We start from the raw sequence: 12,312 nt of genomic DNA, 5'->3' as shown, positions 1-12,312 counted from the left end.
GCCGGTGGAGCAGCGTCACGGAGCGGGGGTGGCCGGCGGCGTGGGCACCGGGATCTTGGTGAGGTCGACCACGGCGTCCTCGGCCGGCGGAGTGACCGCGACCTCCGTCCCGTAGTCGGTGAAGGAGATGACGCCGGCACCGGCCGACGCGCCCTTCTCCTCGAACCGCAGCGGCAGCGGCTCGCCGGTGGCGGCGACCCACAGCGTGCCGCCGGTCTCGGGGAACAGCAGGCCGACCGCCGGCTGGCCGTCGACCTCGCGGACGGCGGTGAGGCCGTCGGGGTCGTCGGCGCCGAGCACCGCGGTCGCGAACGTGGACCCGTCGGAGAAGATGGCGAAGTCGGCGGCCGCCTCGGGCGAGATGAGCAGCCACTTGCCGGCCAGCGTGGTGCCGACGTCGGCGCCCACCACCTCGGCCAGCGACTCGTCGCCGGTGACGTAGACGGCGCCGGGCGTGGCGACCAGCTGGACCGGGTTCTCGGCGCCGACCGAGCCGGTGGAGCCGACGCCGTCCTTGAAGGCGATGTCGATGGTGTTGCCGCTGACCGTGGTGCCGGTGACGCGGTACGAGCCGGTGGCGCGCATGGCCGCCAGCGACTGCGCAAGCACCTCGGTGGCCGCCAGTTCGTCGATGCCGTTGGGCGCCTCGGTGAGGCCCTCCTCGACGCTGAGCTGAGCCAACGGCGAGACCGCCGGGTGCTCCGGCCCCGATGCACACGCCGTCAAGGCGATGGTCACGAGCGCGGCGGAACCGGCTGCAGCCAGTCGGCGAACGACCAGTTGCATGAGCGGCTGACCTCTTCGGTTCAAGGGTCGGCTCGGTGTCGAGCACGAGGCGGCTCCGGTTGGAGCGCCTGATGGAGCATACCCACGCTCCGGGCACGTCGTCACCGAAACGTGACCTGATCAAGGTGGCACGACCACCCGTATCGGGACGTCACCCCTGATCAACGCGGGTGTGACGAAAGGGTGTAATCTCGTTCACGAGACAACTGAAGACCCACGACAGGGGAGCGCTGCAGCGCTGAGAGTGCGGGATGGCCCCGCAGACCCTCGAACCTGATCCGGGTAATGCCGGCGCAGGAAGTCGACACCTCGACCGCAGCAGCGCGTCCCACGGGAGTTCCCGTGGCGGCGCGCTGTGTCACGTCTTCGAGGGCCCCTCGTCGTACTCGTACGAGAGGAGCTGTCCGATGAGCGAGCCGGGTACCGTCCAGCTGCGACGGCACCGCTGGCGCACCGTCGACATCGTCGTCGCGTCCGTCATCGGTGTCGTGTTCGGGGTGGTCTTCGCCATCTGGAACAACCTGCTGTACTCGGTCATCAACGCGCCACTGGGCTCGATGCCGATCGCGCCGCTGGCCTCCGGCGTCTGGCTGATCCCGGCCGTGCTCGGCGCGCTGGTGGTGCGCCGTCCCGGCGCCGCCCTGTACACGGAGGTGCTGGCGGCGGTGGTGTCGATGTTCTTCGGCTCGGCGTGGGGGCTGTCGGTGTTCCTGTCCGGCATGTGGCAGGGGCTCGGGGCCGAGGTCGTGCTGGCGTTGCTGGTCTACCGCCGCTGGGGCGCCGGCGCGGCGCTGCTGGCCGGTGGCGGCGCGGGCCTGGCGATGGGGCTGTACGAGATCGTCGCGTACGTCCCCACGTACTCCGCGGACTGGAAGGTCATCTACGTGGGCTGCGCCGTCGTGGCCGGTGTGGTCGCGGGCGGGCTCGCGTGGCTGCTGATGCGGGCGCTGGCGCGGACGGGCGCACTGGCGCCGTTCGCGGCCGGGCGTGCGCAGGGCGAGATCTGATGACGGTGTCAGACGGCGGCGCCGCGGTCCGGATCCGCGGCTTCGGCTGGCGCTACGCCGGCCGCAAGGCATGGGCCTGCCGCGGCGTCGACCTGGACGTCGCGGCCGGTGAGCGGGTGCTGCTGGTCGGGCCGTCGGGTGCGGGCAAGTCGACGCTGCTGCGCGCGGTCGCCGGGCTGCTGGACCCCGAGACGGCGGCGGAGCAGGAGGGTTCCGTCCTCGTCGACGGCGTCCCGGCGGCGGCCGCGCGCGACCGCGTCGGCATGCTGCTGCAGGACCCCGAGGCGTCGCTGGTGATGTCGCGCTCCGGCGACGACGTCGCGTTCGGGCTGGAGAACGCCGGGGTGCCGGCGGACGAGATCTGGCCGCGGGTGGACGAATCGCTCGCCCGGGTCGGCTTCCGGCACGGACGAGACCGGCCGACGGCGGCGCTGTCCGGCGGCGAGCAGCAGCGGCTGGCGCTGGCCGGCGCGCTGGTGCGCCGCCCGTCGGTGCTGGTGCTGGACGAGCCGACCGCCAACCTCGACCCGGACGGCACGGCGACGGTGCTCGGCGCCGTCGCGGCCTCACTGAGCGGCGCGGGCACGACGCTGCTGCTGGTCGAGCACCGGGTCGACGCCGCGGCCGGGCTGGTCGACCGCGTCGTCGTGCTGGAGCCGGGCGGCGGCGTGCTCGACGACGGGCCGCCCGAGGAGGTGTTCGGCCGGCGCGGCGCCGCGCTCGCCGCGGCGGGCGTGTGGGTGCCGGCGCCGTGGGGCCCGGCCGCACCCCCGTTCCGGCCCGGCCCCGGCGGCGACGTCGTGCTGACGGCCGCCGACCTCACCCTGACCTACCCGCGCACCCGGCGACCGGCGCTGTCGTCGGCGTCACTGACGGTGCGGCACGGCACCGCCGTCGCCGTCACCGGGCCCAACGGCAGCGGCAAGTCGACGCTGGCGATGCTGCTGGCCGGGCTGCTGCCGCCGGACACCGGGTCGGTGCTGCTCGGTGGGTCGGAGCGGCCGCTGCACCGGTGGCGGGCGCGCGACCTGTGCCGCCGGGTCGGGACGGTGTTCCAGGACCCGGAGCACCAGTTCGTCACCCGCACCGCCCGCGACGAGCTGCTGGTCGGTCCGCGGCGGGCCGGCGTCGCGCACGACGCGGCGCAACGGCGGGCGGACGAGCTGCTGGAACGGCTGCGGCTGACCCGGCTGGCCGGCGCGAACCCGTTCACGCTGTCCGGTGGCGAGAAGCGGCGGCTGTCGGTCGCGGCGATGCTCACGACCGCGCCGGACCTGCTGGTGCTGGACGAGCCGACGTTCGGGCAGGACGCGCGGACGTGGGCGGAGCTGCTCGAGCTGCTCGTGAGGTTGCGGGTGGGCGGGACGGCGATCGTGGCGGTGACGCACGACGAGGCGTTCGCGGGGGCCCTGGCCGACGCGCGGGTGACGGTGTCTGACGGTGCGCTGCGCGACGTGGTGGAGGTGCGGTCGTGACGCTGTTGCAGACCCACCTGTCCACCGACCCCACCGCACCGCTGGCCCGCCGGAACCCCGTCGCGAAGCTGGCCGCCGCGCTGATTCCGTCAATGCTGCTGCTGGTCAGCGTCGACCCGGTGTCGGCCGGGCTGCTGCTGGCGGCCTGGCTGGCGTCCGTCCCGGCATGGGGCGTCGGCTGGTCCGGGCTGCTGCGCCGGATGTGGCCGCTCGGGGTCGCGGTCGTCATGGTGAGCCTCGGCAACGCCGTGTTCACCGCACGCAAGGGCGGCGCGACGCTGCTGGAGGCCGGGCCGCTGCTGATCACGTCGGAGAGCCTGGCCACCGGCGCGACGGCCGGCCTGCGGGTGGCGGCCATCGCGCTGCCCGGAGTGCTGGCGGTGCTGACCATCGACCCCGTCGACCTCGCCGACTCGCTGGTCCGGTACCTGCGCGTCCCGGCCCGGTTCGCCTACGGGTCGCTGGCCGCGTTCCGGCTGGCGCCGCTGCTGGCGGCCGAGTGGGAGGTGCTGGGCCGGGCCCGGCGCGCCCGCGGTCTCGGCGGCGACCGGAACCCGCTGCGGGCGCTGACGGTGCTCGGCGGACGGCTGTTCGCCCTGCTGGTGGGCGCGGTGCGGCGGGGGACGCACCTGGCCGTCGCGATGGACGCGCGCGGCTTCGCGGCGTCGGCGCACCGCACCTGCGCCCGGCGGCCGGTGTTCGGGCGGGCGGACGCGGCCCTGCTCGCCGCGTCGGCCCTGCTGACCGCCGTGGCCGTGGGGGTGGCCCTGGCGACCGGCGCGTGGTCGCCCGTGCTGTCCTGACCGGCCGGGCCCGCCGCCCGCGGAGGAGGTGGCGGGCCGAGCGGGTCCGCCATCCGCGGAGGAGGTGACGGACCCGGCCGGCTGAGCCGGGGTACGGTCCCCGCCCGGCTGGGAGGGCACCCACCCTACGGGCGGGCACCGACAGCGCCGGACGAACTCAGCCGACGCTGTCGGTGCACCGGGCGGCGATGCGGAGGACCGCGCCCGGCCGACCTCAGCCGGTGCCCACGGTGCACCGGGCGGCGGCGCGGAGGACGGCGCCGCGTTCCCGCGCGGTGATCAGCGCCGCGACCTCGGGCTGGTCGAGCACCTCGCCGACGTGGCGGACGAACTCGCCGTGGTCGGCCCAGTCCGCGTCGTCGAGGATGAGGTCGCCGACGGTGCAGCCGTCGGACAGCGCCCGGTTCGGCACCCCGCTGTCGACGTCGCCGACGACGATGGTCGACCGGGTGTCCGGCGTCGGGCAGGCGGCCGGCTCGTCGTCCGGGTTCACCCTGAAGTGGTCGAACCCGACCTCGACCGGCGTCGTCTGACCCCGCCCCTGGTGCAGCGGCCCGACGCCGCCGTCGGTGATGCCGGTGTTCTCGACCGTGCCCGGCAGCTCGATCCAGGTGACACCGTCGACGCTGACCCAGCCGGTGAACGTCGACCCGGACTTCTGCAGCCGGAACCACCACTCGTCGCCCGGGTTGGCAGGCGCCGGCTGGAGGTTCGGCTGGGTCGCCGACGGCACGTCGTTCGTCTCCGAGCGCAGCTCCACCCGCAGCGTCCGCGGCTGGCCGGGCAGGTTGTCGGCGACGAGGTCGAGCTTCACGTAGTCGCCGTCGTCCTCGTAGTACTGCAGCCCGACCTGCTGGTAGCGCTGCTCCAGCGGCGCGTGCACCTTGGTCTCGATCAGCCAGTCCTCGTCCGGCCCGATCGGCTGCAGGAACTGGTTCTGCACCGGCGGGGTGTTGTTGGCGCCGAAGTTGCCGCCCGACGTCGTCTTCACCCAGAGCCGTCCGTCGGCGACGCGGTGGTCGGTGGCCACCTCGCGCACGATCCGCGACCACCGGCAGGTGTCCAGCTCGGCGCCGTCGAACTCGTCGTCGCCGACGGGGCACTGCGGCCGCGGCTCGGCCACGCCGTCGCCGTTGTAGCGCAGCCAGTCGACGGAGAGCAGGTCCGGGCCGGTCGGGTTGTAGCCGTCGCGTGCCTGGAAGACCATGAACAGCTCGAACGAGCCGCCCGGGTCGGTCAGCGGCACGTCCAGTTCCTGCACGACGTCCCAGCTGCCGTTGCTGAGCACCTCGACGCTGCCGAGCAGGTCGCCGTCCGGCGCGTCCTTGCGGAACTCGACGACGCCGCCCTGGCCCGCCGACGACGCCCCGACGGTGACCCCGTCGATGCCGTGGAAGCTCACCGGGTCGTACGACACCCAGTCGCCGGGCCGGATCTCGCCCAGCCGCACCCCGGCGCTGGAGCCGGACCGGGCCAGCGGCGTGACGCCGCTGTTGCCGTCGAAGTACTCCGCCTCGGTGCGCTTGGTGCGCAGCTGGACGCCGGACGCGCCGGTGAGCGTGCCGACGCCGTCGCCGCCGCGGTCGACGTAGACGCCCTCGAGCACGTAGTAGAGGTTGACGTCGCCGCCATGGCCGCCGTCGGTCATGGTCGGGACGACGCCCTCGCAGCCCTCGACGGTGTCCAGCGGGTGGGCGTGCTCGTCGTGGCCGAGCAGCGTCTGCACCAGCACGTCCTCGCAGGCGATGCCGCCGTCGGCGATCGAGCCGTCCTCCGCGTCCTCCACCGACACCCGGTACGGGACCTCGTCGCCGAACTCGAAGAACCCGCCGTCCGGCGGCAGCTCGACCGTCACGACCGGCCGGGTGTTGCCGACCACCACCTGCACCGCGGCCAGCGCCTCGCGGCCCTCCTCGTCGGTGACGGTGAGCCGGGCCTGGTAGGTGCCGTTCGCGGTGTAGACGTGGCTGGGGTTCGCGTCGGTGGCGCCGGCGCCGTCACCGAAGTCCCAGGCGTACGTCACCGGCAGGCCCTGCGGGTGGCCGCTGCCGGCGCTGGAGAACTGGACGGTCAGCGGCGCCTGGCCGTCGGACGGGGTGGCCGTGGCGCGCGCCGTGGGCGGCCGGTCGCCGGCGACGTAGTCGATGCGGTAGATGCCGGAGTCGTCGTTCGGCTCGCCGCGCAGCGCGCCGCCGAAGTTGCTGCCCCACTCGATGACGTAGAGGGAGCCGTCCGGGCCGAAGTCCATGTCCATCGGCCGGATCCAGGTCTGGTCGATGCCCCACGGGTCGACGGAGTAGACGTCACCCGCCGACGCCGACGGGTAGCGGTCGCCGACGTGTTCCTCGGCCAGCACGGACACCGTCTTGATCCAGCGCCGGTCCCACTCGGCGATGAACCACCTGCCGTCGTAGGAGGCGGGGAACTTGGTGTCGGAGTCCAGCTCCGGGTCGTAGTCGTAGATCGGGCCGCCGTGCGGGGCGATGCCGCCGGTGCCGAACTCCGGCCAGGCCGGAGTGGCGCCGTAGTTCTCGTACATCGTCGCGCCCACCACCGGCGGCAGTTCGCGCAGGCCGGTGTTGTTCGGCGAGTCGTTGACGGGGTTCGCGCAGTCGAACGGCGCGCCGGCGGTCGACGTCGCGAAGTCGTAGTCGTGGAACGGCCGGTTCGGGCCGATGCAGTACGGCCAGCCGTAGTTGCCCGCCTCGGTGATGAGGTTCCACTCGCCGTGCGCCTGCGGCCCGCGGGTCGCGCTGTCGCTGCGCGCGTCCGGCGAGTGCTCGCCGAGCAGGACGGCGCCGGTGGCGTCGTCGACCCGGAACCGGAACGGGTTGCGGAAGCCCATCGCGTAGATCTCCGGGCGGGCGCCCGCCGTCCCCGGCGCGAACAGGTTGCCGTCCGGCACGGTGTAGCCGCCGTCGTCGGCCGGCGTGATGCGGATCAGCTTGCCGCGCAGGTCGTTCGTGTTCGCCGACGTCGACTGCGCGTCGTAGTGCGCCCGGCCGCCGCGCTCGTCGGTCGGCGCGTAGCCGCCGGACTCGAACGGGTCGATGTTGTCGCCGATGGCCACGTACAGGTTGCCGGCCGCGTCGAAGTCCATCGCGCCGCCCATGTGCACACCGGACCGGTTGCGCTGCCGGTACGTCGGGATCTCGACCAGCACCTGCTCCGACGCGAGGTCGAGCTGGTTCTCCGTCGTCAGATCGAACCTCGAGATCTGGATCTTCGCCTCCGTGGCGTGCGAGTAGGTGAGGTAGATCCACCGGTTCGCCGCGAAGTCCGGGTCGACGGCGACGCCCAGCAGGCCGTCGGAGTCGGGCGTGTAGACCGGCACCGTCCCCGCCGTCGTCACCCCGAGCGTCGACTGGTCGATGATCTTCACCGCGCCGCCCCGCTCGACGAACACGACCTCGTTCTCGTTCAGGAAGCCCAGCGCCATCGGGTCGGCCGGGTTCGAGGCGATCTGCACCTTGTCGAAGCTGTCCTCGACGGTGCCGCCGCAGTCGCCGTCCGCGACTCCGGCCGCCCACTCGATGCCGCCTCTGAGGTGCTCGACGAACTCGGCGTCGTCGAACGCCGCGGGGCTGTGGCCGCCCGCGGTGTACCAGGACCGGCCGCCGTCGTAGATCTGGCACCACGAGAACGGGTGGTTCGGGCCCTCGGTGAGACCGGCGATGCCGACCTTGGTGTCGACCCAGGCCAGGACGTGTGCGTCGCCGACGACGCGCTGGTTCCAGTTGTACCACTCCTCCTCGAACTCCCAGAGCTCCGGCAGATTCGTCGTGGAGGGGTGCACCCGGTCGGTCACCTTCACCCGGCCGTTGATGGTGCCGTCGGGGTTCGTGCCCGGCGGATGGTTGGTGAAGATCGACCCGACCAGTCCCTCGTACCACGCCCAGTCCCGCTCGGCGGCCGTCGCCGCGTGCAGGCCGGTGAAGCCGCCGCCGGCCTGGACGTAGCGCTGGAAGGCGGCCCGCTGGTCCGCGTTGAGCAGGTCCCCGCTCTGCGGCGTCGAGTTCGTGTTGTTGAAGATCACGACGTCGAACGTCGCGAGGTCCGCGTCGTTGAAGATCGCGGCGTCGTCGGTGCTGACGACCTCGAAGTCGTGCTCCGCGCCGAGCTGCTCGATGGCGGCCCGACCAGCGGGGATCGACTGGTGGTAGAAGTTCGTGACCTTGGAGAACACGAGCGCGCGGAACCGCGGCGCCGCCGACTCGGCCGACTCGGCCGGCTCCGGCTGTGCTGCGGTGGCGGCAGCGGCGGTGACGGTGGCCGCGGCGGCGGTGCTGCCGGCCGCGGCGGCGGTGACGCCGGCAGTGCCGGCCGCGGCCACGCCGACCAGGGCGGTCGGCAGCAGGGCCAGCGCGGTGACGATCGAGGTGAGGCGGCGGGTGCTCCGGGACATCGGGCCTCCTTGACCGGGAAAGCGCCTTCCCACGAGCCGGAGAGTGGCAGGTGGATGGATTGGTAAGGGCTTTCCCGCGTACGCTAGGGGCTTTCGCCGGCCGCCGTCAATAGTCCGCCGGCGCCGTGCGGTTCGCGCACCTCACGGGTCACGCCGCAGATCGTGCGGGTGACGTCGCAGCTGGCGGAGTACGGTCCCCGCCCGGCTGGGAGGGCTTCCCACCCTAGGGGCGGGCACCGACAACGTCCGCGCGCTGACGTACCGCACGTCGACGCGGGGCACGGCGGCAGGCCGGTGACGCCCCCGTGACGCCCCGGTGACCGGCCGACGCCCCGGAAACCGACGCTTGCGGGCGTGAATCAGGCCGAACACGCCGGTGTCCCGGGCGTCCGCCGGATTCCCGGGCGTCACCAGCCCCACACCGACCTCTCGCGGCGGAGAAACGGGCAGGAGGGGCCGGCGGACCGGCGTCAGGGCTCGATGCGCCGGAGCAGCTGCGACAGCGTCGCCAGTTCCACGTCGTCGAAGCGGCCGACGACGTAGTCGTGGACGCCGCGGAGGTGGGTGCCGGTGGCCTCGCGCAGCCGCTCGTACCCCGCGTCCGTCAGCACCGCGTAGAAGCCGCGGCCGTCGCGTTCGGCCTGGGTGCGTTCGAGCAGGCCCTCGTCGACCATGCGGTCGACCAGGCGGGTGAGGCCGCTGGGCGAGAGCATGACGCGGTCGGCCAGCTCGCTCATCCGCAACCGGCGGCCGTCGGCCTCGAGCAGGCGCGCCAGCACGTCGTACCAGGCGAGCGGGAGGTCGTTGCTGGCGAGGAGGTCGGCCTCGAGGCGCCGCATGACCCGGGACTGGGCGCGGATGAACAGCCGCCACACCTCGAGCTGTTCAGGCGTGACCCACTGATCGGTGTCCTTGCTGGCCGTCATGGTGTCCAGATCCTAGACGCCGGTGCCCGCCGGACGGCGCAGAAGCGCGGCGGACGTAGCATCGACACCATGAGTGCGCTTCCCACCGTCGACGACGTCACCGCGGCCCTGGCCGGGGTGAAGGATCCGGAGATCAAGCGACCCATCACCGAGCTGAACATGGTGAAATCGGTCGACGTCGCGGCCGACGGGCGGGTCACGGTCGCGGTCTACCTCACGGTGGCCGGCTGTCCGCTGCGCGACACCATCACCCGCGACGTCACCGCTGCGGTCATGGCGCTGCAGGGCAGCACGTCCGTCGAGGTGGTGCTCGACGTCATGTCGGCCGAGCAGCGCAAGGAGCTGTCGCAGCAGCTGCGCGGCGGCGCGCCGGAGCGGGAGATCCCGTTCACCAAGCCCGACTCCCTCACCCGCGTCTACGCGGTGGCGTCCGGTAAGGGCGGCGTCGGCAAGTCGTCCGTCACGGCCAACCTCGCCGCCGCCATGGCCGCCGACGGCGTCCGCGTGGGGCTGGTCGACGCCGACATCTACGGCCACTCCATCCCGCGCATGTTCGGGGTCGAGGGGTCGCAGCCGACTGTGGTCGAGCGCATGATCATGCCGGTGCCGGCGCACGGCGTGAAGCTGATCTCGACGGAGATGTTCAAGCCCGACCGCGACATCCCGGTCGCCTGGCGCGGGCCCATGCTGCACCGTGCGCTGCAGCAGTTCCTCACCGACGTCTACTGGGGCGACCTCGACGTCCTGCTGCTCGACCTCCCGCCCGGCACCGGCGACGTCGCCATCTCGCTGGCGCAGCTGCTGCCCAACGCCGAGATCGTGGTGGTCACGACGCCGCAGCTGGCGGCCGCCGAGGTGGCCGAGCGGGCCGGGTCCATCGCCATGCAGACGCACCAGCAGGTGGCCGGCGTCATCGAGAACATGTCGTTCCTGCCGTGCCCGCACTGCGGCCCCGAGCACCGCCTCGAGCTGTTCGGCAGCGGCGGCGGGCAGCGTGTGGCCGACGGCCTGTCGAAGCGGCTCGGCGCCGCGGTGCCGCTGCTCGGCGAGATCCCCATCGACACCCGGCTGCGCGAAGGCGGCGACGCCGGCACGCCGCTGGTGCTGGCCGAGGCGGACGCCCCGGCGGCGGCCACGCTGCGCCAGGTGGCCAAGCGGCTGTCGCACCGCCAGCGCGGCCTGGCCGGCATGTCGCTGAGCCTCTCCCCCGCCGGCTGATGGAAGGGTCGGCGGCATGCGTCGTGTCGCCGTCCTGCTCAGCGCCCTGCTCGTCGTCGCCTGCGGTGACGGCGACGGCGGCGGCTCCGCGACCCCGTCCGGCGAGCCGCCGGGCAGCCCCGTCACCGCTGACCTCACCGTCCCGCCCGGCACGGTCCTGCTCGGCGCGCCGTTCCCGCACGCCGGTGGGACGGAGGCGCTGCTGCTGGTCGACGGCGACCCGGTCGCGGCGTTCGGCGACCTCGTCGACCAGTTGCGCGCCGCCGGACTGCAGCCGCTGACCTACCACCCGGACGACGACGCGGAGCCCGCGACCTGCCGGCTCCGCGACGACGACCCGTCCACGCTGGAGTGCGAGACGCACGCGTTCGGGCCGGACGGCTATCGCCTCGACCTGAACCTGCTGGTCAGCGAGGACGACGACCCGTACCAGTCGTTCGTCCGGGTCACCGAGGTCACCGGCAGCCCGTCGTCGCCGCTGCCTGACCTGGAGACCGAGGCGCCCACCCCGGACGGTGAGTCGCCGGTCACGCCGCCGCCGGTCCCCGACGAGCTGCCCGGGCCGGGCGACCCGATCGGCGCGCCGTTCGCGCCGTCCGGCGAAGAGCACACGCTGCTCGACGGGTACTGCTCGCCCCGCCCGTCCCGCCGACGTGCGCGACCGGCGGGTTCGTCGCCGTCGTCCGGGCGACCGACGGCCAGCGGCCCGGCGACGCCGTCGCAGCGTGGGTCGAGCACCTGGGCGTGGAGTCCTTCGCCGACGTTCCGGCCGTGGACAGCGACGTCACCACCACGGTCGACGGCGTCGAGACGCGCCGGGTGGTGCTGAGCGGTCCCGGCGCCGGCACGGTGACGATCACCGGCGCCGGCGAGCACCTGCTGCTGGACCGCTGCAACGACTGACCCGTCACACCCCGAGGTTGGCGTACCCGAGCCACCCGTCGCCGTCGGCGACGACGGTGAGCAGCCCGGCGTCGGTGTAGATCGAGTCGCCGTCGTTGAAGGTGTCCCGCCCGCTGTGCGCACTGTATGGCGACGCCGCGTAGACCTGGTCGCTGAGCTCGTCGTCGAAGAACAACTGACTGGTCAGGACGGTCTCCTGGTCGACGTGCACGCGGACGTGGATGTGCACCGTCCGCCCGCGGTACCAGCCCGGGTAGATCGTGGTGAACCCCACGATGCCGCCAGCGCCGGCCACCTGGGCGCCGCGCAGGTAGGTGCCGTCGTCGGACGGGACGGACTCGGCGTCGCCCTGACTGTACGAGCCGTCGGACGTGGTCTGCCCGCCGCCACCAGGTGGCCCGCCGGACGCGACCTCGAACCCGGAGTACTCCCCGCCGGCGTCGCAGTGCCAGATCTCGACGACGCTGTTGGGCAGCGGCGTGTTCTGAGCGTCCTGCACCCGCAGCGCCAGCGTCAGCGTCGCGCCGGGCCGGTCCTCGCGCAGGTCGGAGCGGATCGAGTCGACGTCGAACCAGTACGGCCCCTCGGTCGCTTCCGGCGAGGTCCCGGCCACGTCGACCGCGTCGAGCATCGCCACCAAGTCGTTCTCCGTCCTGGTCGTCGACGGCGTTCCCGACGCCGACGCCCCGCAGGCGGCCAGCAGCGCCCCGAGCCCGATCGTCCCGCCCATCCCCAGCGCCCGTCGCCGCGCGATCAGGCGGCGGCTGGCGCTCACTTCGTCATGCAGTG

The 12,312-nt window shown here is 73.5% G+C and carries 10 protein-coding genes and 1 riboswitch; of the genes, 6 read left to right on the top strand and 4 right to left on the bottom strand.

The window, feature by feature from the left end; all coding sequences use genetic code 11:
- Positions 1 to 15 precede the first annotated feature (15 nt).
- Positions 16 to 681: a hypothetical protein gene (locus BLV02_RS29930; RefSeq protein WP_069114368.1), complete on the bottom strand. Its 666-nt coding sequence runs from the start codon at positions 679 to 681 to the stop codon at positions 16 to 18.
- A gap of 316 nt (positions 682 to 997) precedes the next feature.
- Positions 998 to 1,103, top strand: a riboswitch (TPP riboswitch).
- Between the two features lie 90 nt (positions 1,104 to 1,193).
- On the opposite strand from BLV02_RS29930, the gene BLV02_RS29925 reads away from it, so the two are divergent.
- Genes BLV02_RS29925 through BLV02_RS29915 form a run of 3 tightly spaced genes read left to right on the top strand, consistent with a single transcriptional unit; the run spans position 1,194 to position 4,071 of the window.
- Positions 1,194 to 1,793: an ECF transporter S component gene (locus BLV02_RS29925; protein ID WP_069114369.1), complete on the top strand. Its 600-nt coding sequence runs from the start codon at positions 1,194 to 1,196 to the stop codon at positions 1,791 to 1,793.
- The gene (locus BLV02_RS29920; protein ID WP_069114370.1) at positions 1,793 to 3,268 is read left to right on the top strand and encodes an ABC transporter ATP-binding protein; all 1,476 of its coding nucleotides are present in this window, start codon (positions 1,793 to 1,795) and stop codon (positions 3,266 to 3,268) included. Before BLV02_RS29925 ends, BLV02_RS29920 begins: the two co-directional genes overlap by 1 nt.
- Before the next feature lie 2 nt (positions 3,269 to 3,270).
- Positions 3,271 to 4,071, top strand: a complete 801-nt coding sequence (locus tag BLV02_RS29915; RefSeq protein WP_171906872.1) for a CbiQ family ECF transporter T component — start codon at positions 3,271 to 3,273, stop codon at positions 4,069 to 4,071.
- Between the two features lie 214 nt (positions 4,072 to 4,285).
- Here BLV02_RS29915 and BLV02_RS29910 read toward each other — a convergent pair whose 3' ends face one another.
- Both BLV02_RS29910 and BLV02_RS29905 read right to left on the bottom strand, forming a co-directional pair.
- The gene (locus tag BLV02_RS29910; RefSeq protein ID WP_069114371.1) at positions 4,286 to 8,476 is read right to left on the bottom strand and encodes a ThuA domain-containing protein; all 4,191 of its coding nucleotides are present in this window, start codon (positions 8,474 to 8,476) and stop codon (positions 4,286 to 4,288) included.
- A 470-nt stretch (positions 8,477 to 8,946) separates the two neighbouring features.
- The gene (locus BLV02_RS29905; RefSeq protein WP_069114372.1) at positions 8,947 to 9,402 is read right to left on the bottom strand and encodes a MarR family winged helix-turn-helix transcriptional regulator; all 456 of its coding nucleotides are present in this window, start codon (positions 9,400 to 9,402) and stop codon (positions 8,947 to 8,949) included.
- A gap of 69 nt (positions 9,403 to 9,471) precedes the next feature.
- On the opposite strand from BLV02_RS29905, the gene BLV02_RS29900 reads away from it, so the two are divergent.
- Genes BLV02_RS29900 through BLV02_RS38125 form a run of 3 tightly spaced genes read left to right on the top strand, consistent with a single transcriptional unit; the run spans position 9,472 to position 11,523 of the window.
- Complete coding sequence (locus tag BLV02_RS29900) at positions 9,472 to 10,620, top strand: Mrp/NBP35 family ATP-binding protein (protein ID WP_069114373.1); 1,149 nt, start codon at positions 9,472 to 9,474, stop codon at positions 10,618 to 10,620.
- 16 nt (positions 10,621 to 10,636) lie between these two features.
- Positions 10,637 to 11,449, top strand: a complete 813-nt coding sequence (locus BLV02_RS29895) for a hypothetical protein (RefSeq protein ID WP_069114374.1) — start codon at positions 10,637 to 10,639, stop codon at positions 11,447 to 11,449.
- Positions 11,392 to 11,523, top strand: coding sequence for a hypothetical protein (locus BLV02_RS38125; RefSeq protein WP_281243426.1), 132 nt, complete (start codon positions 11,392 to 11,394; stop codon positions 11,521 to 11,523). Before BLV02_RS29895 ends, BLV02_RS38125 begins: the two co-directional genes overlap by 58 nt.
- Before the next feature lie 4 nt (positions 11,524 to 11,527).
- On the opposite strand, the gene BLV02_RS29890 is transcribed toward BLV02_RS38125, so the two are convergent.
- Positions 11,528 to 12,310, bottom strand: coding sequence for a dioxygenase family protein (locus BLV02_RS29890; protein ID WP_069114499.1), 783 nt, complete (start codon positions 12,308 to 12,310; stop codon positions 11,528 to 11,530).
- Between the last annotated feature and the right edge of the window lie 2 nt (positions 12,311 to 12,312).

This window comes from Jiangella alba (assembly GCF_900106035.1).
GTDB lineage: Bacteria > Actinomycetota > Actinomycetes > Jiangellales > Jiangellaceae > Jiangella > Jiangella alba.
Note: the sequence above shows the minus strand (reverse complement) of the source record. Positions and strands in the feature narration are given on the sequence as shown.